Source organism: Martinezella lusitana, from assembly GCF_900094565.1.
Classification (GTDB): Bacteria; Pseudomonadota; Alphaproteobacteria; order Rhizobiales; family Rhizobiaceae; genus Rhizobium; species Rhizobium lusitanum.
Map to the genome: position 1 here is coordinate 1 of NZ_FMAF01000020.1, position 20,064 is coordinate 20,064.

Sequence of the window (20,064 nt, forward strand, 5' to 3'; positions counted from 1 at the left end):
AAAGCCTCGAACAGGTGACGCCAGACGCCCCGCGCTGACCATCGATGAAACCGGTTGTAGATCGTCGTCGCCGGGCCGTAGCAGGGCGGGCAGTCCTGCCAGCGGCAGCCGGATTTCAACACATGAATGATACCACTGATCACGCGGCGGTCGTCGGTACGATGTGCTCCAGGCTGATTGGTTGGAAGCAGCGGTTCAATCGCTGCCCATTGCTGATCATCAAGCCAGAATTCTCCTGCCATGAGCCAATCTCCTTCAAATATCCAGATTGAATCATACAGTTCAAGCAAAATCAAATGCATGATTGGGTTTGGAACCTAGAGCTTCGGGCTGAGCGGGACGATGGCGGCAAAGCGCAGCCAGTCCTTTTGCGCCTTCGGCGTCCATGCGGCCTCGGCAACGGCCGGCAGGCGTGGGAAGACCAGACGATTGAAGTAATCACGCGAGATGAAATTCTCCTGCCAGATGCAGGCCTGCACACCCTTCATGAGGTGCTTCAGTTCATCCGGGAAATCACCCTCCGCCTCGTAGGCATAGGTATGGGCCGGCGGCACCGTGCCGGCCCAGCTGGCACCGGGCTCCTGCCAGGCGTCGGCCTGCACCATGTCGAGATAATAGGCCTGGCCCGGGGTCATGACGACCTCATAGCCTTCGCGCGCAAGCTCGATGCCGACCTCGGGTTTTTCCCAGGCCATCAGCAGCGTGCCTTCGGCACCGACACCGCCGCCATGGGCGACTTCGTTCCAGCCGGCAAGCTTGCGGCCGCGCTCGGTCAGCATGGCCTTGATGCGCTTCAGGAAATAGGATTGCAGCGCAAAGGTGCCCGATATGCCTTCGCGCTCCATCAGCTTGCGCGCCAGGGGCGAAGCGAGCCAGGAACCGTTGGCGACCTCGTCGCCGCCAATATGGATATATTCGGAAGGGAAGAGCTCGACCATTTCGTCGAAGACCTTGCCGAGGAATTCGTAGGTCGGCTCGATGGCGGGGTTCAATGCGTTGTTCGGAAAGCCCTGGACGGAATGATAGCTGTCCGGCGCTTCCTGCCCGTCCGTCAGGTCAGGCAGGGCAACAAGGGTGGCGGTGCTATGGCCGGGAATATCGACCTCGGGCACGACCTCGATGCCGAGCGCCAGGGAATGGGCGACGATCTCGCGCACATCATCCTGCGAATAGAAACCGCCGACGGGCTCGGCGGCATTTCCTAGCTGCGGCAGCAACGGCTCATCGGGTCCGCGCAGCACGCCGGTCGATGTCAGCTGCGGATAGGCCCGGATCTCCAGCCGCCAGGCCTCGTCGTCCGTCAGGTGCCAGTGGAAGATATTGAGCTTCAGCCAGGCGAGAATGTCGAGCAGGCGCAGGACATCCGCCTTGGGGGTAAACTGCCTGGATACGTCGAGATGGCAGCCGCGCCAGCCGTAACGCGGTTGGTCGGCGATCTCGCCCGAAATCGGGAAGCGGAACTTGCCGGGTTCGCGTCGCGCGCCGTCCAGAAGCTGCGCCAGCGTCGTCAGGCCGTAGAGGCGGCCGGCATCGGCCGAAAAGGCGAGCACGACCTCATCGCCGGAGAAGGTAAGCTCATAGGCTTCGCGCGCGAGCACCGGCCGATCGACGAAGCGCAGCACCCTGCCCTGCGGCGCGGCGATGAGGCTGAAGGGAATGTGATTGGCGGGAAACAGCCGGCGGAACAGCGCCTGGGCCGTGGCGAGCGCCTTCACGCTTGCAGCATCCGTGCCCTTTGCGGGATAGAGCGCAACCGGGAAGTCTTTGCCCGGCTTGACATCGATCGTCGCCGGCCATGGTTGGATGGCGAAGGGAAGCTCCAGCCTGCCCTCCGGCAACAGCACCGGCGGCGGCTCGCTGACGCGGCCTTCGAGCAGGAGGTCCGACGTGAAGACGGTGACATGGCTGCCATCCGCCAGCGTCAAATAGGCTGATTTGGCGCCATCGGTGCAATGCCGCGCGACCCGGTGAAGGGCGGAGACACTGAACGTCCAGCTCTCTCCGGGACCTACGGAGAAGCCTGCCGGTGGGGCGAACTCATGGAAATTGGCGTTGCGGCGGACGAAGATGGCATTGTCGCAGGCCTCTGGATCGACGACGCGCGTCAGTGTCGTATAGGCAAGGCGGAAATTCGCGAGCGGCGCATCCGAGAAATTGAAAAGCGTCAGGGTCAGTCGACCATGCTTTCCTCCCTCGGGAGACCAGGTGTTTTCGAGATGAAAGGAAGCCGGCTGCATCTTTGTTCCCTCTTTGGCGACGCGCGTTCAGAGCATGATGCCGAAAAATGTAAGCGGTTTCCGGACGACATCATGCTCTACCTCTTTGATTCTAGAGCGGATTCAGATTTTAGGTCGAACAGACCTAAAATCATCCGACTCTAGTAGTGATCGGATTGTGAGAATGTGTGGGCGAGCTCGGCCTGCCCCGCAGTCAACCCGCAATCGACCGGCAGGCAGACGCCGGTAATGGCGGCGGCGAGCGGGCTTGCCAGGAAGGAAACCGCATTGGCGACATCGACCGGGTCGACGACGCGCTGCAGCGCATACCAGCGCTTTGCTTCCTCGAAGACATTCGGATTTGCGGCGGCGCGCTTTTCCCATGCCTGCGTGCGCACCGTGCCGGGTGCCACCGCGTTAGCACGGATGCCGAACTTGCCGTATTCGACAGCGACCAGCCGGGTGAAATGCAGGAGCCCCGCCTTGGCGGCGCTATAGGCCGGGTGGCCGAAGACCGCCAGGCCGTTGACGGAGGCGATGTTGACCAGCGACCCTTTCGAGGCCTTCAACATGTCCTCGACGGCGCGGAAGCAGAGAAACGCCGCTTCCAGATTGAGGGCATTGTCGGCGCGCCAAATCTCGGGCGTCGTATCGTGCAGACTGACGGCGCGGGCAGCCCCGGCATTATTGACCAGCGTCCTCAGCGTGCCGAGCCGAGCGGTAGCCTTCGCCATCTCGGCGGTATCGGCTTCGCTTGTTATATCCGCCTTGAACGCAACGAAGCGCTCTGCGGTGCCCAACGCCTCCGCCGTCTTTTGCGCGGCAGCCCCGTCGATATCGACGAGCAGGATGACATCGTGGTCATCCGCCAGGCGCTTGGCGATGGCGCGGCCGATATCGCCCGCGGCCCCGGTGACGATGGCTACCGATCTGCTCATATCTCTGTTCCCTTGATGAAATCCTAGTCCCCGAGAAGCTGGCGATCGTCGCCATCGCGATGGGTGACGAGCTGCTGTTTGATACGGCGCAATGTCACCGTGGCCTGCGGCTGGATGCGGTAGGCGACGAGGCTGGCGAGAATGTCGAGAACGGCCACATATGCGATGCGCGTCGATGTCGGCCGATAGATATTCTCGCCTTCCGGCAGATCGACCGGCACGGTGATGTCGGCGACGTGCGCCACCGGGCTTCCGCTCTGCGTCAGCGCAATGGTCGGCACCTTGGCCTCGCGCGCCAGCGTGAAGGCGCGCACGAGCTCGGCGTTGCGGCCGGAAAAAGACGAACCGATCAGCACGTCCGTCGGCTTGGCGGCTGCAGCCATCATCAGCTGCATGCTGTGGTCGGAGCTTGCGGTGATGCGCAGGCCGAGCCGGAACAGACGGTTCTGCATCTCGCTGGCGATCATCGAGGAATTGCCGCCGGAGCCGAAGGCGTAGATCATCTCGGCGCCGGCGAGCCGATTGGCCGCCTGTTCGATAGCCGCGACATCCAGCCCGCGGTGCAGCAGGAAGAGCGCATTCTGCGCCTTGGTGATGATGTCCTGCGCGACATCGGCCGGGGCGATGCTCTTCGGCTCTGGCTTGAGATAGCGCATGCCGACATAGGCCGTGCGCGCAAGCTGCACCTTGAAATCGGAGAAGCTTTCGCAGCCGAGACGGCGGCAGAAGCGGGTGACGGTCGGCGGCGAGACATCCGCCTTGCCGGCCAGCTCGATGATGGAAGCGTTAACAGCGAATTCGAAGTCACCGAGGACGATATCGGCGATCCGGATTTCCGATTGTGAAAGCCGCCCCCTCTCGTCCTGCATGGTCGTGAAGATATCCATCAGCTCCCCCTTTGCGTTGCTGCGCTTAAGAACGTCCGATACTTAATGAGCGACGCAATCCATCTCAATCCGGTTATCCATCATCGGGCCAAAACATGGCGCAAGAGCGGTTGCGGCTCGCCGCCTGCTCTTCTCTGGCCGGAACCATAACGCTTGATGGACATCATGCGATTCCTGCAAATTATTTTCTTGATGCGTTGACAAGTGACCATAGAAAGCAGAATTTGACCAGTGAAAATCGTGGATTATGAAAAGAATTTAAATGACGGCCGATACAATGCGTGATCCCTTCAAGAATCCCTTCCCTGCCAGCGATACCATAAGGCATGCGATCTGGGAGATGCTCGTGCCGCGTGACATCGACGCTTTCCTTGCCGCCGACTGGTCGTCGGTAGCAGGCGATTTCGTCGAGGAGGGCTTCATCGGCATCGACGGACGGCGCGAAATCAACCCCGACAAGTGGCGCCTCGCCTTTCCGACACTGTCAGCCTATCGCGAGGAATGGCTGCGCCAGGCGCGCGACTTCGCCGGCCAATCCTTTGCCGAGGATCCGCGTACCGCCATTTTCACGACGACGACGCTCGAAGACATCGAGATCGAAGGCGACACGGCGCTGGTGCGCAAGAAATTCGACGGCAGCCTGAAGAAGTCGGATGGCGGCATCGACGTGCTGAAATGGCAGACACTTTACTATTGCCGACTGCATGAGGGGCGCTGGAAGATCTCCGGCTTTACCGGTTACCTGCCGAACCCCATGGAATAAAGGCGACCGTATTGCGCATTTTCACTGCGGCATTCGCGACCGAGACGAATACCTTCTCCCCGATCTGTATCGACCGGCGCGCCTTCGAGGCTTCCCTCTATGCGCCGCCGGGCATGCATCCGGAAACGCCGACACTCTGTTCCGCACCGATCACTGTGGGACGGCGCGTTGCCGCCCAAAAGGGTTGGGACCTGATCGAGGGCACCGCGGCATGGGCCGATCCTGCCGGCCTGGTGAACCGCCGGACCTATGAGGACTTACGGGACGAGATCCTCGATCAGCTTCGTGCGGCCATGCCGGTCGATGCCGTGGTGCTTGGCCTGCACGGCGCCATGGTTGCGGACGGCTATGAGGATACCGAGGGTGACTTGCTGTCCCGGGTCCGCGAGATCGTCGGGCCGGACATTCTTGTCTGCGCCGAACTCGACCCGCACAGCCATCTGACCGAGAAGCGCGTCGCGGCTGCGGATTTCTTCGTCTACTTCAAGGAATTCCCGCACACCGATTTCGTCGATCGCGCCGAGGACCTCTGGCGCATTGCCGTCGATACGCTGGAAGGCCGCGTAGAGCCTGCCATGTCCGTGTTCGATTGCCGCATGATCGATGTCTTTCCGACATCGCGAGAGCCGATGCGCTCCTTCGTCGACAAGATCATGGCGATGGAAAAGAGCGATGCGGATATCCTGTCCATATCGGTCATTCATGGTTTCATGGCCGGCGACGTGCCTGAGATGGGCACGAAGCTGCTTGTCGTGACCAATAGCAAGCCGGATAAGGGCTCCGCGATTGCGCGTGCGCTTGGGCTGGAGCTGTTCTCCAAGCGCGGCACGTTCATCATGCCGCAGATCGACGAGAAGCAGGCGGTGAGCCAGGCCATGGCGGCGACATCAGGACCTGTCGTCATTGCCGACCTCTGGGACAATCCCGGCGGCGGTACTGCTGGTGATGCGACCGTCATTCTTCAGGAACTGCTCGACCGCGGCGCCACCGACACGGCGATCGGCACGATCTGGGATCCGATGGCGGTGCAAATCTGCATGGCGGCCGGCGAAGGCGCGGAAATCCCGCTGCGGTTCGGCGCAAAATCGGCGCCTGGCACGGGCAATCCCATCGACGGCCTGGTCAAGATCATCAGCCTCGTCGCCAGTGCCGAGATGCGCTTCGGCGAAAGCTTCGCCCCCTTTGGCGACGCCGCGCATATCCAGCTCGACGGCATCGACATCATCCTCAATTCGACGCGCGCGCAGAGTTTCGATCCGAGCCTCTTCTCCGTGATGGGCATCGACCCCACGCTCAAGAAGATCCTGGTCATCAAATCAACCAATCATTTCTACGCGTCCTTCTCCAGGATCGCCTCGGAGATCCTTTACTGCTCCGCCGGAACGCCCTATCCGAACAATCCGGCCCGCACGCCCTATCGCCGCGCGCGGAAAGATATCTGGCCGATGGTGGCCGATCCTCATGTGGAAAAACGGAAAGAAGCCTGAGATGGCACATGATATTGCGCTCGAAATCAGCCCCAAGCCCGGCGACCGGATCGACGGAATTTCGACGCCGCGTCCGATCATCGACGAAGAGCGGCTGGCGGCGAATATAGCCCGCGTGCAGTCCTACATGGATGCGCACGGCTTGAACTTCCGGCCGCATATCAAGACGCACAAGATTCCCGCGCTGGCGCGCGCCCAGGTGGCCGCCGGCGCCAAGGGTATCAATTGCCAGAAGATCACCGAGGCGGAAGCCTTCGCCGATGCGGGTTTCGAGGATATCCTGATCACCTTCAATATTCTCGGCCCCGAAAAGCTCGTTCGCCTCTCGGCCTTGAACGATCGCATTTCCGGCTTGAAGGTCGTGGCCGACAACACCGTCACCGTCGACGGGCTCTCCGCCTGGTTCGCCGAACGCAGACCGCTGACCGTTCTGGTGGAATGCGATACCGGCGGCGCGCGCTGCGGTGTGCAATCGCCAGCCGAAGCTGCTGCGCTCGGCAAGCATATCGCCGGCAAACCGGGCCTCGTCTTCGGCGGCTTGATGAGCTATCCGAAGCCGAACAATGCTGCCGGAACACAGGCGTTCCTCGCCGAAGCCGTCGCGTTGCTGAAGGGCGAGAACATCGAATGCCCGATCGTCAGCAACGGCGGCACGCCAAGCCTGTTCGAAGCGCATCTCGTGACGGCGGCCACCGAGCATCGCGCCGGAACCTATATCTACAATGACAGATCGATGGTGCGGGCAGGCCATTGCCGCGAGGAGGACTGCGCAATGCATATCCTCGCCACCGTCGTCTCGCGGCCGACGGAAGACCGCGCCGTTATCGATGCCGGCTCGAAGGCTCTTACCTCCGATCTCCTCGGCTTTGCAGATTACGGCCAGGTGATCGGCTACCCGGAAGCCGTGATCAAGGGCCTTTCGGAAGAACACGGCGTCATCGATCTATCCAATTGCACCGGTCCGCGCCCGCAGATCGGCGACAAGATCCGCATCATCCCCAACCATACCTGCGTCGTGTCCAACCTGTTCGATCAGATGGTGTTTCACCGCGACGGTATCGTCACGCGCGTCGAGGATGTCGCTGCGCGCGGCCTGGTCTGGTAACGGCTTCAGCAGCAACCCGCCCTCGTGGTTCGAGACGGCCCTATGGGCCGTCTCACCATGAAGGCTGGTCCTCATGCCTCGCGATCTACGCACCTCACCAGGAGAACTGATCCTTTCCCGTCCGGCGACGGGAAAGTTAATCGCTCGACTGCTATTTTGTCACAGCGCTGGCCATCTCCCCTCATCCTGAGGTACGCAGCCCACAGGGCGGAGCCTCGAAGGACGATGCGGCCCGAGATGGCAGCCGCTTCCCTTAGGAAGCCGCAGAATTCAGCAAATCCATGTCGATATCGGTCAGTTCCACCCTGCGCTCGAAGGCCATGCCGCTTTCATCGAACAGATGGCAATCGGCGATACGGATGCCGGTCTTGAGCGGTGCCTCCAGGCGGATGGCGACGCTGCCCGGCAGCGTGGCGCAAAAATTCTCGTCGACACCCTCGGCGGCGGCGTAGGCAACAGTCTGCGCACCCAGATGTTCGACGACGGTCGGCACGATGGTCAATGTCAGCTCGCCGCCACCGAGCTGGACATGCTCCGGCCGTATGCCGAGCGTCAGCGCCTTGCCGACCGCGCCCTGGCGCGGCGTCACCGGCAACAGCGCCTTCTGGCCCTTATAGTCTATTTCCACGCCGGCCTCGCTGACATCAGTGCAGGTCACGGGCAGGAAGTTCATCTTGGGATTGCCGATGAACCGGGCGACGAATGTATTCGCCGGCTTGTGATAAAGCTCCAGCGGCTCGCCGACCTGCGATATCTCGCCGGCATTGAGGACGACGATCCGGTCGGCCATGGTCATGGCTTCGACCTGGTCGTGGGTGACGTAGATCATCGTCGCCTGCAGCTGGTGATGCAGCTTCGCCAGCTCGATGCGCATGTCGGCGCGCAGAGCGGCGTCGAGGTTCGACAGGGGTTCGTCGAAGAGGAAGATCTTCGGCTCGCGGACGATCGCGCGGCCGATGGCGACGCGCTGGCGCTGGCCACCGGACAAATTGCCCGGCTTCTGCTGCAGGCGCTGCTCCAGATGCAAAATGCGGGCGGCATGCGCGACCTTGGCCTTGAGCTTGTCCTCCGGCATCTTCTCCACACGCAAGGGGAAGGCGATGTTCTCGAACACCGACATATGCGGATAGAGAGCATAGGACTGGAACACCATGGCAATGCCGCGCTTGACGGGCGGCAGATCGTTGACGCGAGCGCCGTCGATCAGGATGTCGCCACTGGTCACCTCGTCGAGGCCGGCGATCATCCGCAGCAGGGTCGACTTGCCGCAACCGGACGGCCCGACGAAGACGATGAATTCACCGTCCGTGACGTCGAGCTCGACGCCTTTGATGACCTCGAAATGACCATAGAATTTCTTGACCTGATTAAGGTGCAGCTTTCCCAAACTCTGTCTCCGCGCGGCGCCGCCATTGTGCGTGCAGGGCTCGAAAGGCCGCGCGCGATGCGCGCGGCCCGGCGATTTGCGATCTTATTTGTACTGCTCGAGATTGGCAGCTGCCTTCTTCAGGGCATCCGCCGGCTCGGCCTTGCCTGTTACGACCGACTGGACCATCTCGATCATCACATTCTGGAAGCCCTTATAGTCCTTGAACAGCGGCTCGGGACCACCATAGCTGATGCCGTCGATGAACGGCTTCCAGAAGGGATCCTTCTTCTCGAACTCATCGACCATCGGAGACGGACGCAAAGGCGTGAGACCGGCGCCGCCCTGCAGCTCATATTCGCCCTGCGGACCGGGCGATGTGATGAACTTCGCAAATTCGATCGCCTTGTCCTCGACGCCGCTGCCCTTGAAGACGGCAAGGCTGTCGGTGATGAGCAACGTGCCCTGGCCCTTGGCCGCCGGGCCGAGCGGCAACGGTGCGACGCCCCAGTTGATCTTCGTTTCCTTCAGGCGATAGGCAGCGCCCGAGCCCGCCTGAAGCATGCCGACTTTGCCGTCCAGGAAGATGGCGCGCATTTCGTTCTGCTCGTAAGCAGTCGGTCCTTCGACGGAGTAAGGCGTGATGTCCTTGTAGGCCTGAAGGGCGGCCAGCACTTCAGGGCTATCGAGCACGATCTTGTCGCCGTCGATCACCTTGCCGTTGTTGGTGTAAACCCAATGGAGGAACTGGTGCATGGTATTGTCGAAGGTCTTGGCCGAGAGGCCGTAGCCGGGGATACCGGTCTTTTCCTTGATCGTCTTGGCGTCGGCGATTTCTTCAGCCCAGGTAGTCGGCGGCTTCTCCGGATCGAGACCGGCCTGCTTGAAAAGGTCCTTGTTCCAGTAGAGCGCCTTGGTCGAGAAGGCGATCGGCACGCCCCACTGCTGGCCACCGGAGGTAACGGTACCGACGATACCCGGATAATATGTCTTCTTCTCATCGTCCGTCATCGGAATAGGAACGATGAGGTCGTTCTCCGCGAACTCCTTGAGCGTGCGCGAGCCGACATAGGCCATGGCGACCGGCGTGCCGGCTGCGGCAAGCGTCGTCGCCTTGTCCTGGCACTGTTCCCAGCCGACGACTTCGGGCTTGACCGCCCAACCCGGATTCTTGTCTTCCCATGCCTTGATATATTTCTCATGGATCGGGTCGATCTTGTCGCCGCAATAGATCCAGCTGATTTCCTTGTCGGCAGCATGGGCAGTCACAGCGCCAAGCGCGGTGGAGCCAAGCAAAGCAAGGGCAACCAGCCCCGTTTTGAAATGGAATGTCACGTTTAAGCTCCCGTTTCTCTGGTGTTTGATTGGTTTTATTGCTTCACCGCGCCGGCGGTCAGGCCGCTGACGAGATACCGTTGCAGGAAGAAGATCACGACCAGCGCCGGCGCGATGCCGACGAAGCTTGCAGCCATGAGTTCGTTCCAGACGACCTCCTGCCGGCCGAAATAGGCAAACAGCCCAACCGGCAACGGCATGTATTCCGTTTTCGAATTGAAGGTGAGCGCATAGATGAACTGCTGCGCATAGGCCTCGATGAAGGAAGAAATCGCAACCACAGTGATACCAGGCATGGCGATCGGCAGAATGACGCGGCGCAGCGTGTAGAGCTGGCTCGCGCCATCGACATAGGCAGCCTCGTCGAGTTCGCGGGGAATGCGCCTGATATAGGTGTGCAGCAGCCAGATGCCCGTGGGTATGATGAAGGCCACGCCGGGTATGATCATGGCGAAATAGGTATTGAGCACGCCGAAGGAGCGCATGAGCCGGAACAGCGGGATCAGAAGAACGGCGCCAGAGAACATCTTGACGGCCAGAAAGGCGCCGAGCAACAGGCCGGCGCCCCTGAACTCGAACCGGGCGAAGGCATAGGCGGCCGGCACCACGAGGATCAGCACGATGATGGTGATCGAACCGGAGATCAGGAACGAGTTGAAGATATACCAGCCGAAGCCCGGCACGCTGGTCCACATCGTGCGATAGGCATCGAAGGACCCGTGCTCGGGGATGAAGCGGTAAGGCGATGAAAAAAGCTGGCTGAGCGGCTTGAGCGAGACCAGGAACCCTTCGATGAAGGGCGCCAGGACGAAGGTGAGGAACAGCAGGATTCCGGCATAGATGCCGATGAGCTCATACCATTTGTAACGATTGATCATCGCGGGCTGGCTCATCGCTTGGCTCCTGTGGAAAAGCGGCTGGTGAGGCGGAAATAGGCAAGGCAGAAAAGCGACAGGAAGATGCAGATCAGCACCGCACGGGCAGCACCTTCCCCGTATTTGTAAGATCCGATCGCCGTGCGATAGGTGTCGATGATCATCGTCGTCGTCTCGCCGTTCGGGCCGCCGCGGGTCAAGATCCAGATGATGTCGAAGGAGTTGAACGTCGAAATCAGCGACAGCATCGACATGGTGACCAGAGAGGGCACCAGGAGCGGCAGCGTGATGCGGCGGAAGCGATAGAACCGGCCGGCACCGTCGGTCCAGGCGGCTTCATAGAGATCCTGCGGGATCGCCTGCATGGCCGCCAGCATATAAAGCGTCACCATCGGTACGCCGATCCAGACGTCGGTGACGATCGTCGCCCAGAAGGCCGTGCTGCCATAGGCAAGAAACGCAACCGGACTGTCGACGATGCCGAAGCGCTGCAGTAGGCCGGAAATCATGCCGAACTGGCCGTTATACATCCAGCCCCACATGAAGATGCCGATCGCCATGGGCACGATCCAGGGCGGCATGGTCAGCACCCGGAAGAGCGCACGCCCAGGAACCGCCGCATTCAACATGCTCGCGCCCAGGGTGCCGATGATCATCTTGATCGACACGGAAAAGAACGTCCAGATGAACGTGCGGACGATCACCGATGCGAATGTATCGTTGAAGATCTTGCCGTAGTTCTCGAAGCCGACCCAGTTCGTCACCCGCTTCAACGAGGCGTCGGTGAAGGACAGGATTATGGTGTCGACCAATGGATAGGCGACGATGATGGTGACGTAAAGGAGAGCCGGAAAAAGCAGGACCCAGGCGAAGATGATTGTGCTGCGTTGAACACCCATCTTGCGCCCCTCCCTAGGCTGCTCGTGAATAGAGCGCTTCGTCGAACTCGTCCCATATCGGTCGGAGATCCACGACGGTTCGCTTCATACGTGCCTCATCCATCGAAAGCGCCAGGATGCCTGCCTCCAGCGCATTCAAGGTCGAGACCGGCAGGTGCTGCCCCGATTTGACATGCGAGATGATATCGGCCGCCATCTGCTCGTCGGCACCGTAGTGCTGCGAAAGCGCTGTGCGCGTCGCATAGGTCTTTTCGACCACCTTGTTGCCGGTCAGCATCTCATGGACGTTGAAATAGCCGCGAATGAAGTCGCCTTCCGCCATGCCGCGCGAACCCATGATGGCGAAGCGACGGAACTGGTCCGGTACGTTGAGATTGGTGTGAAAGTTCATGCCGACGCCGTTGGCGTATTCGACGATCGCCACCTGGTAATCGATGATGTCGCCATCGCTGTCGAAGACCTTGTCCGATCCCATCCAGCCGCTCGGCTTGCGATGGAAAAGCTCTAGGTCGTTGATGCCTTCCCTGGCCGGATCGTTTTCCGGAATGAAGCTCTTGCGCCCGCCGAAGCTTGCGACCCTCTCCGGGCGCGCGCCGACCACGCCATTATAGAGATCGAGGTCGTGGCAGCATTTCTCCAGCATGAAGCTGCCGGAATAATGCTCGTAGCGGCGCCAGTCGCGCATGAAGAAGGCGCCGTGATAGGGCTCGATATGTTCGGACGCCTCGATGGAAACGACGTGGCCAAGCTTTCCCTCGGCCTGCGCGACCAGCAGATCGCGATACATGGGCGAATAGCGCAGGACGAGACCGACCATCAGCCTCTCATGGCCATATTTCGCCATCAGCCGGGCAAGCTCGATGCTGTCCTTGATGGTGGTGACGATCGGCTTTTCGCAGAAGATCTTGAGGCCGGCCTCAAGCCCGATGCGAATATGGTCGAGGTGCATATGGTTCGGCGAACCGATCATCAGCAGATCGAACTTTTCGTTGGCGATCAGCTCCTGCGGAGTGGCATAGGCCTTTCCGGCGGAAATGCCCTTTTCGATCAAGCCCGGCAGACCCGCCGGCTCCGGATCGACATATCCGGCGATCTCGAAGCTTTCATCAATCGCCTTGAAGACATAGCCCAGATATCCCAGGCGGAATCCCAGCCCAATGATTCCAACTCGCATGCTTTTTCAGTTCCCACTACGTAATTTATTTTCGTAAGATTGGGACAAATTTTCGCATTCGTCAACGACGTTCGCGCATTTACTCGAAAACATGAAATTTATTTTCAGATGGCCGCCTAAAAATGCGCAGCCCTATCGGAAGATGCTGCGCCTCATTTCATCGCATTGCTGCTTATTTCGGCATGGCAATGGCGTTATCTGTCAGGCTCGTTATATTGCCAATACTGGTAGTTCGGCTTTCTGGTGCTGCTGGAAGTAACGCCGTCCTGCTCGCAAACATAACCCAGGCGCGGGAGGCCTCGGTAGAAATAGCCCCTAATGAAGTCATCCGGATATAAGGTGGTCGTGCGGCATTGAAATTTCTCGTCGGCCGCCATTTTGGGCTCAGTTACACCAGGCAGGTTCTTGTAAGGGTAGACGGGGCGGACATATGGCTTAGGGAGAAGTGGGTTGTCGGCAAAGCCGGTCGCGGGCATGAGGCCTGCGAGGAACAGAGCAACAATGACGATTTTCGATCTGATCCACATGAATTGCTATCGTCCTTCACCGATGCGGACGCCACGACCGTGCGCCGCGTCAATCAGATATAGTGAGGCGGATGCCGGGCGCCAACGGGCAGGTCCGCAAAATCGCGTCCGGCGGGCAATATCCATCCCGGCAGGGAACCGTTCACGAGACGTTACACCAAACAAAATGCTTTTATCTCAAAATGCAACATCCACGTGCATCAGGCATTTGCGACAAGTGATAAGCATGTTATATAGTATAGATCTTGCATTCTTCATTTCCCGCCAACGCGATTTCTGTTTGTAGGAGTAACAGTCATTCTCGAACGGATTAGTCGTATTCCTCCGACCGGCGATCCTTTCATTGTTGCCGAGAGCGCGCAGCAAGTTCGCATCTATGTCATCAATCTCGATCGCTCGCGTGAGCGCTGGGAGAGATTGTGCGGGCAGGCCATGGACTACGACCTGAATATCACGCGAATTCCGGCTATCGACGGTCGTACGGTCGCGGAGAGGGATCGCGCCGATTTTCATCAGAAATCGTTCATCTACCATAACGGCCGCAAGCTGCTGCCCGGCGAATATGGCTGTTATCGCAGCCACCTGCTTGCCCTCCAGCAATTCGTCGCCAGCGGCGACAAGATGGCCATCATCATGGAGGATGACGTCGAGCTGAACGAAAGGCTGATCCCGCGTGCGATTGCCGCCATGGAGTGTGTCAATGGCGCACGCCTCGTCAAGCTGGTCAATCATCGCCTAGTCGGCTTCAAACCGATCTCGGAGACCGCCGAAAACGATATTGTCGGACGCTGCATGCACGGCCCACAAGGATCCGCCGCCTGCTACATCGTCAATCGAAAGGCCGCCAAGAAGCTGCTCATTACGCTGAAGCCCATGCTCCTTCCGTATGACGTCGCTCTTGAGCGCGGCTGGTCCACCGGCGTCGAGACATTTGCAACGCTCGAAAATATTGCGGATTTCAGCCCGTACCGCTCAGATACGACGATCGGCAAGCGCGTGCACTATCGCGCCGTGAAGCGACATTTCCTGCTGCGGGCAACCGCACACTGGTTCCGCACATGCGATCAGCTGCATCGCTGGCGCTATGCCATCAAGGTCAAGCGGGAAACGGGCGTCAGCATCAGCGAACGCTGACGTCGGAGCGGTTGCGCAATTCCGGACGGAAAACCACCGCGCACTTTTCCTGGAACTGCCCTACAGCGGCGCGACGTTGTCGAGATTCGGCTGAACGACGGCGAGGTCCGTTTCACGTTCGCGGTAAACCAGATCGACAACTTCACTGCTCGGCGCATAACCGGACACCAGCTTTTGCAGCATTGTCCGTGCCAGGGGTATGTCGTTCTCATCCAGCGCCGCCTCCAGCGCCGTAAGTCGCTTCGACAGTTCCGGCCAGGCCAAAAAATCCTCCTTGGCCTGCATGATGCGCGGATGGCTCGTCGGCTGCGGGTTGTCGCCGATCAGCAATTCTTCGAAAAGCTTTTCGCCGGGCCTCAAGCCGGTGATCTCCAGCTCGATATCGCCATCGGGCTCATCCTCGTCCCTAACCGTCAGACCGGACAATTCCACCATGCGGCGGGCTAGATCGGCGATGCGTACCGGCTCGCCCATATCAAGCAGAAAGACATCGCCGCCACCCGACATCGCACCGGCCTGGATCACCAGCTGCGAGGCCTCGGGAATGGTCATGAAATAACGGGTGATGTCGGGATGCGTCAGCGTGATCGGGCCGCCGTCGCGGATCTGCTGACGAAACAGCGGCACGACCGAGCCGGATGAGCCAAGCACGTTGCCGAAGCGGACCATGGAGAAATTGGTGCTGGCGACACCGGGTTTGCGACCGGCGTCCATCGCCTGCAGCACCATCTCCGCCAGCCGCTTGCTCGCGCCCATGATGTTGGTGGGACGGACGGCCTTGTCCGTGCTGATGAGGACGAAATCGTCGACGCCATAGTCACGCGCCGCCTGGGCCGTGATCAACGTGCCCAGCACGTTGTTGCGGATGCCTTCGGCGGGATTGTACTCGACAAGCGGCACGTGCTTATAGGCGGCGGCGTGATAGACGGTTTTCGGCCGCCATGCCTCCATGATCTGCCTGATGCGCTGGCCGTCCCGGACGGATGCGAGGAAGGGGATGATGCGGACATCGGCGGGTTCTGCGGATGCAGCCGATTTTTCAAGCTCACCGTGAATGGCGTAGAGCCCGAATTCATTCTGCTCAACCAGCAGCAGGGAGGATGGGCCGTTCTTCAGGATCTGGCGGCAAAGTTCGCTGCCGATCGAGCCGCCCGCACCGGTCACCATGACGACCTTGCCTCGGATGTTCTTCTCGATCAGCGCGCGGTCGGGGACAATCACGTTGCGGCCGAGCAGATCCTCGATATCGAGTTCGCGCAGGTCGGAGACTGCGACACGGCCCTGCGCGAGCGCCGTCAAATCCGGCATGGTGCGCACGGTGACGCGAGCCTTGCGCATATCTTCGAGAATTTCGTTGCGGCGTTGCCGCGTCGCGTTCGGCAAGGCCAGCAGCACGCCCTTGATCTCGCTGGTAACCGCAAGCGCCGGCAGGTCGGTCGGATCATAGATCGGCAGGCCGCCCATGATGCTGCCCTGCAGGTTGCGATCGTCATCGAGATAGCCGACGACATTCAGCTCGGCGCTGTTGGCAAGAGCGCCCGCGAGCTGGCGACCCGAAGCGCCGGCGCCGTAGATCAGCACCTTTGCGAGCTGATTGCGGTTCAAGAGCCGCTGATAGGCATTGCCGAGCCAATAGCGCGTCCACATGCGCGACAGGCCAATCGCGATCAGCAGCAGCAGCGGCTGCAAGATGCCGACCGTGCGCGGCACACCCGGCACGCTGATCGCGGTAAAAATCGTCATGAAGGCCAGCGCGTAGATGGCCACCGCCTTGAGAACCGTCACGAAAGCCGAAAGGCCCGCATATCGGAAAATGGCGCGATAGAGACCAAGGACGATGAAGATGGGGATGGCAACAAGGAGGGAGACGATGGCCGGCAGCCATTCGACGCCTTGCAGAATGACCCAATCGTCAAGGCGCAGACAATAGGCAAACCAAACCGTCAGCACGCAAAGGCTGGCGTCGACCAACAGCGCGAGCGCACGTTTGGTGGAGCGCGGCAGTGCCAGGAACGGCAGAACGAGCTTATCCGCGGGCACCATTGGTCAGTTTCCCCTGGCGCCGGTCATCGGAACAGCGCACCGCTTCTCTCGCATAGATCGTCTCACAATGTAGCCACATGACGCATGATGATTGCATCATGCCTTCATTAGTAAAATTCAATCATTCCCAGCGCCGATTTACATCTAGAACAGCCGGCGCACAATTGCATCCCCGATATTGAAGAGGCGGAAGGCGGAAAAAGATCAATAAGGTTCACTTGGCCAGATAGCTGCGGATCACGGGATGCCGGAACAGGCCGAGGAGAATGGCGAAGGTCATGCCAAGACCTGCGCCGAACATTGCGCCGGCGATCAATCCGGCTATCATCATCACTTTCCGAGCCGGACCATCCGCAGTCAGTGGCGGTTCCGCCTCGGAAATCACGCGAATATTGCTCTGCGACAGGTCCTGCGCATCGCTGCTCTGGCCGGATCGCTTGAGAAGCGACTCGTAGAGATCGCGGGTAGCGGCGGCCTTGCGCTGCAATTCGTTCAGACCGACGAGCTTGCCCGACGTATTGACCTGCGATGCTTTCTGCACCGCCAGCTCCTTGGCAATATCCTGCTCGGTCCCCTGCGCCTGCTCATAGTCGGCGCGCGCCGATGTCATCTGTCGCTGCAATTCGCTCCGTATTTCCGCGGCGAGGCTTTCCAGCGCGGATTTCGCCGCGAGCAGGCGGGGATGGCGGGCACCCAGCTGGCTCTGCAGGCTGCCGACATTGGCGGCAAGCGTCGCATATTGTTGGCGCAGGCTGCTCAGCGCCGTCGATGCCGTGCCGCCGGCAGGGTTGCTGGGGTTGTTGGCGACGACATCCTCGAAGCTCAGCTTGCCGGCCGCATCCGCCCGCGCCTTGGCCTCGATCGTCCTCTGCTGGGCGGTCACCAGCATGTCGTTCAGCGCCGTCAGGCGCTTGTCGGAGATCAGATTGCCCTCGACAGCAACCATGTCATTGTCGGCGCGATAAGCCTCTACCGCTTTTTCAGCTGAAAGCACCTGCTGGCGCAGATCGTCAAGCCTGCTGTCCAGCGCGCTGTTGCTTGTCTTGAAGCTCTTCGCAGCAGCTCCGCTCTCTTCCTCGATGAAGGAGGAAACGAGCTGGTTGGCGATCTTTGCCGATTTCTGCGGATCGCGCGTCGTCACCTTCGCTGTTACGACATAGGTGCTCGATTCGCGAGCGATCTGCACTGCCTTCGACAGGGTTGCCGTCGCTATGTATTTCGCTGCCTCGCCGGTGGCGCCGCCATCGAATTGCGGATCCTGATCGAGCTTCAAGGCGTCTACGACGCGGCCCAACACCCTACCCGAAGACAGGATCTGCGTCTGGCTGTCGATCATCGTCGTGATCAGTTCGGGAGCCGTCGGCGCCTGCTGCGAGGAATCGGCGCCTCCGTTGGGCCGAGGATCGAAATAAAGACTGGTCTCGGCCGAGAATTTCTGCGGGATGAGCGGAATAACGGCAGCGCCCAGCACGGCGCAGACCACCGCCAAGGCGAGAACCAGAAACTTCTTTGCCCAGATCGAGCGAATGGCGGAGCGCAGATCGATCAATGGCGTATCTGCCGCAGGTATCGGCCCCGGTTGCGGAGCGACCGGCGGTACGGCAACGGTTGCCGGTTCCGTGAGCTGCGCGGCGGCGACAGCCAACGGCTCGACAGTTAGCGGCGGCGTCGCTTCCTTTTGAAGCTCGTGCCGGTCCGGCATCTGCCTGGGCGCGGAGTTGTTGCTGCTGGCCTGATCGACTGGTTCCGATGATGTGTCGGCCTCTGCTTCGGCGACGAAGTCGCGCGGACGCAATACCGGACTGCGCAGACGCAGACCGTCGCGCTGCGCGTCAGACGGCTGCGTACCGCGCCAACCCGCAAGTCGGTTCGCTCTCCTGCTTTGTTCCATTGAGCTCATGTCAGACTTTCAATGCTCCGCAGGCCGATTCCACGCAGCAGATGCCGAGAGTTTAGAAATGTTTGGCTAACGGAACATTAAGGACACTCCCAGGAAGTCGCCATGCAGGCGCCGGTTCGGTCCGCCCCTTCATCATTATTCAATACCGTAGCCCTTATGAGAGCGACGTATTCTCGTGGACAACAGGAACGTGCAATGACGGGATCGATGACGGAATTTCTGCGCCGCCTGCTGGCCGGGACGGTCATGCTGGCCGCAGCGGTGCAGGCAGACAGCGGTTTTGCCGCGACGCAGCTCTGCTATCGGGGTGTCAATCTTTCCGGCGCGGAGTACGGCGAGCGCGACGGCGTGGCCAATGTCAACTACACCTACCCATCCGAGGAGACGGTCGGTTATTTCGCGAGCAAGGGCATGAACGTCGTGCGCCTGCCTTTCCGCTGGGAGCGGCTGCAGCCTGTGCTCGGCCAGCCTTTCGACAGAGCGGAAATGCAGCGCTTGAAGGAGGCCGTCGACCTCATCCAGAAGCACGACATGGCCGTGGTTCTCGACCCACACAATTTCGGCTACTACGACAAGACCCAGGTAACGCAAGCACCGGCAACGGATCTTGCCTTCGGCGATTTCTGGGCACGACTCGCCATCGAATTCGCCAATCGCAAGGGCGTCATCTTCGGACTGATGAACGAGCCGCACGACATCAGGGCGCCCGACTGGCTGGAGGCGGCCAATACGGCCATTCGCAGCATCCGCACGGTTGGGGCACGCAACCTCATTCTCGTACCCGGCACGAACTGGACGGGGGCGCATAGCTGGTCTACCGACGTGCTGGGCGGCGGCGCCAACGGCACCGTCATGCTTGGGGTCAAAGATCCGCTCGATTTCTACGCCTTCGAATTCCATCAGTATCTCGATGCAGACAGTTCCGGGACGCATCCGGCATGCGATGGCAGCGACAGCGCGCGACAGGGATTGCTCGATGTCACGGACTGGCTACGCAACAACGGCAAGCGCGGCTTTCTTGGCGAATTCGGCGTGCCCGGCACACAGCCTTGCCTCGACGGGTTGAAGGCCGTTTTCGGCATCATGGCCGACAATAGCGATGTTTGGCTCGGCTGGAGCTATTGGGCAGCGGGCGAATGGTGGCCGCCAGAGGAGCCGATGAACGTGCAGCCACGCAACGGCAAGGACCGGCCGCAAATGAAGACGATCACGGCGGCAGTCGGCAAGAAAACACCCTTGGCGCCTGGCTGCACAGCCGTCAAGCCGGCCGGCTGATCGGCTGAACTTCCGCGACCGGAGCAAGGTGGTTCGGCTTTTCACTGAAAGTCTGAGCCGCTCCAGTTCCTTGTTTTCCAGCACATCCGGACGGAAAACCGCTACGCGCTTTTCCCGGAATTGCTCCAGCGGTTAGCGCT

General features: G+C 60.4%; 17 protein-coding genes. 5 read left to right on the plus strand and 12 right to left on the minus strand.

Going from position 1 to position 20,064, the window contains the following annotated elements; translation table 11 throughout:
• The 4 genes from GA0061101_RS27390 to GA0061101_RS27405 all read right to left on the minus strand — a co-directional run.
• The coding region (locus tag GA0061101_RS27390) for a transposase (RefSeq protein WP_141694062.1) at window positions 1-242 on the minus strand (242 nt) is incomplete at its 3' end.
• A gap of 75 nt (window positions 243-317) precedes the next feature.
• Window positions 318-2,237 carry a beta-N-acetylhexosaminidase gene (locus tag GA0061101_RS27395; RefSeq protein ID WP_092575911.1) on the minus strand — a complete coding sequence of 640 codons (1,920 nt, stop codon included), beginning with the start codon at window positions 2,235-2,237 and terminating at the stop codon, window positions 318-320.
• Between the two features lie 140 nt (window positions 2,238-2,377).
• Window positions 2,378-3,154, minus strand: a complete 777-nt coding sequence (locus tag GA0061101_RS27400) for an SDR family oxidoreductase (RefSeq protein ID WP_092575914.1) — start codon at window positions 3,152-3,154, stop codon at window positions 2,378-2,380.
• A 23-nt stretch (window positions 3,155-3,177) separates the two neighbouring features.
• On the minus strand, window positions 3,178-4,041 hold the full coding sequence (locus GA0061101_RS27405) for a MurR/RpiR family transcriptional regulator (RefSeq protein WP_037197158.1): 864 nt from the start codon (window positions 4,039-4,041) through the stop codon (window positions 3,178-3,180).
• A gap of 277 nt (window positions 4,042-4,318) precedes the next feature.
• Here GA0061101_RS27405 and GA0061101_RS27410 point away from each other — a divergent pair, with 277 nt between their 5' ends.
• From GA0061101_RS27410 to GA0061101_RS27420, 3 genes are read left to right on the plus strand one after another with little or no spacing between them, the layout of a single operon-like run.
• Complete coding sequence (locus tag GA0061101_RS27410) at window positions 4,319-4,804, plus strand: hypothetical protein (protein WP_092576009.1); 486 nt, start codon at window positions 4,319-4,321, stop codon at window positions 4,802-4,804.
• Window positions 4,805-4,815: 11 nt separating this feature from the next.
• Window positions 4,816-6,291 carry a M81 family metallopeptidase gene (locus GA0061101_RS27415; protein ID WP_092575917.1) on the plus strand — a complete coding sequence of 492 codons (1,476 nt, stop codon included), beginning with the start codon at window positions 4,816-4,818 and terminating at the stop codon, window positions 6,289-6,291.
• A 1-nt stretch (window position 6,292) separates the two neighbouring features.
• Complete coding sequence (locus GA0061101_RS27420; protein ID WP_092575920.1) at window positions 6,293-7,396, plus strand: D-TA family PLP-dependent enzyme; 1,104 nt, start codon at window positions 6,293-6,295, stop codon at window positions 7,394-7,396.
• A 253-nt stretch (window positions 7,397-7,649) separates the two neighbouring features.
• Here the strand turns inward: GA0061101_RS27420 and GA0061101_RS27425 are convergent, their stop codons facing one another.
• The 6 genes from GA0061101_RS27425 to GA0061101_RS27450 all read right to left on the minus strand — a co-directional run bounded on the left by GA0061101_RS27425 (window position 7,650) and on the right by GA0061101_RS27450 (window position 13,572).
• Window positions 7,650-8,783, minus strand: coding sequence for an ABC transporter ATP-binding protein (locus GA0061101_RS27425; protein ID WP_037197154.1), 1,134 nt, complete (start codon window positions 8,781-8,783; stop codon window positions 7,650-7,652).
• Window positions 8,784-8,867: 84 nt separating this feature from the next.
• Window positions 8,868-10,097 carry an ABC transporter substrate-binding protein gene (locus GA0061101_RS27430; RefSeq protein ID WP_037197153.1) on the minus strand — a complete coding sequence of 410 codons (1,230 nt, stop codon included), beginning with the start codon at window positions 10,095-10,097 and terminating at the stop codon, window positions 8,868-8,870.
• A gap of 35 nt (window positions 10,098-10,132) precedes the next feature.
• Entirely contained in the window at window positions 10,133-10,990 is an 858-nt protein-coding gene (locus GA0061101_RS27435) for a carbohydrate ABC transporter permease (RefSeq protein ID WP_034514198.1), read from the minus strand.
• Window positions 10,987-11,871 carry a carbohydrate ABC transporter permease gene (locus GA0061101_RS27440; protein ID WP_037197151.1) on the minus strand — a complete coding sequence of 295 codons (885 nt, stop codon included), beginning with the start codon at window positions 11,869-11,871 and terminating at the stop codon, window positions 10,987-10,989. Before GA0061101_RS27440 ends, GA0061101_RS27435 begins: the two co-directional genes overlap by 4 nt.
• A 13-nt stretch (window positions 11,872-11,884) precedes the next feature.
• Entirely contained in the window at window positions 11,885-13,045 is a 1,161-nt protein-coding gene (locus tag GA0061101_RS27445) for a Gfo/Idh/MocA family protein (RefSeq protein ID WP_037197150.1), read from the minus strand.
• 194 nt (window positions 13,046-13,239) lie between these two features.
• Window positions 13,240-13,572 carry a hypothetical protein gene (locus tag GA0061101_RS27450; RefSeq protein ID WP_092575923.1) on the minus strand — a complete coding sequence of 111 codons (333 nt, stop codon included), beginning with the start codon at window positions 13,570-13,572 and terminating at the stop codon, window positions 13,240-13,242.
• Between the two features lie 381 nt (window positions 13,573-13,953).
• Here GA0061101_RS27450 and GA0061101_RS27455 point away from each other — a divergent pair, with 381 nt between their 5' ends.
• Window positions 13,954-14,706, plus strand: coding sequence for a glycosyltransferase family 25 protein (locus GA0061101_RS27455; protein ID WP_245297586.1), 753 nt, complete (start codon window positions 13,954-13,956; stop codon window positions 14,704-14,706).
• 60 nt (window positions 14,707-14,766) lie between these two features.
• On the opposite strand, the gene GA0061101_RS27460 is transcribed toward GA0061101_RS27455, so the two are convergent.
• Together GA0061101_RS27460 and GA0061101_RS27465 are read right to left on the minus strand one after the other, a co-directional pair.
• Complete coding sequence (locus tag GA0061101_RS27460) at window positions 14,767-16,749, minus strand: polysaccharide biosynthesis protein (RefSeq protein ID WP_037197147.1); 1,983 nt, start codon at window positions 16,747-16,749, stop codon at window positions 14,767-14,769.
• A gap of 214 nt (window positions 16,750-16,963) precedes the next feature.
• On the minus strand, window positions 16,964-18,649 hold the full coding sequence (locus GA0061101_RS27465; protein WP_092575932.1) for a GumC family protein: 1,686 nt from the start codon (window positions 18,647-18,649) through the stop codon (window positions 16,964-16,966).
• A gap of 195 nt (window positions 18,650-18,844) precedes the next feature.
• On the opposite strand from GA0061101_RS27465, the gene GA0061101_RS27470 reads away from it, so the two are divergent.
• Entirely contained in the window at window positions 18,845-19,924 is a 1,080-nt protein-coding gene (locus tag GA0061101_RS27470) for a glycoside hydrolase family 5 protein (RefSeq protein ID WP_047556374.1), read from the plus strand.
• The last annotated feature ends 140 nt before the right edge of the window (window positions 19,925-20,064 follow it).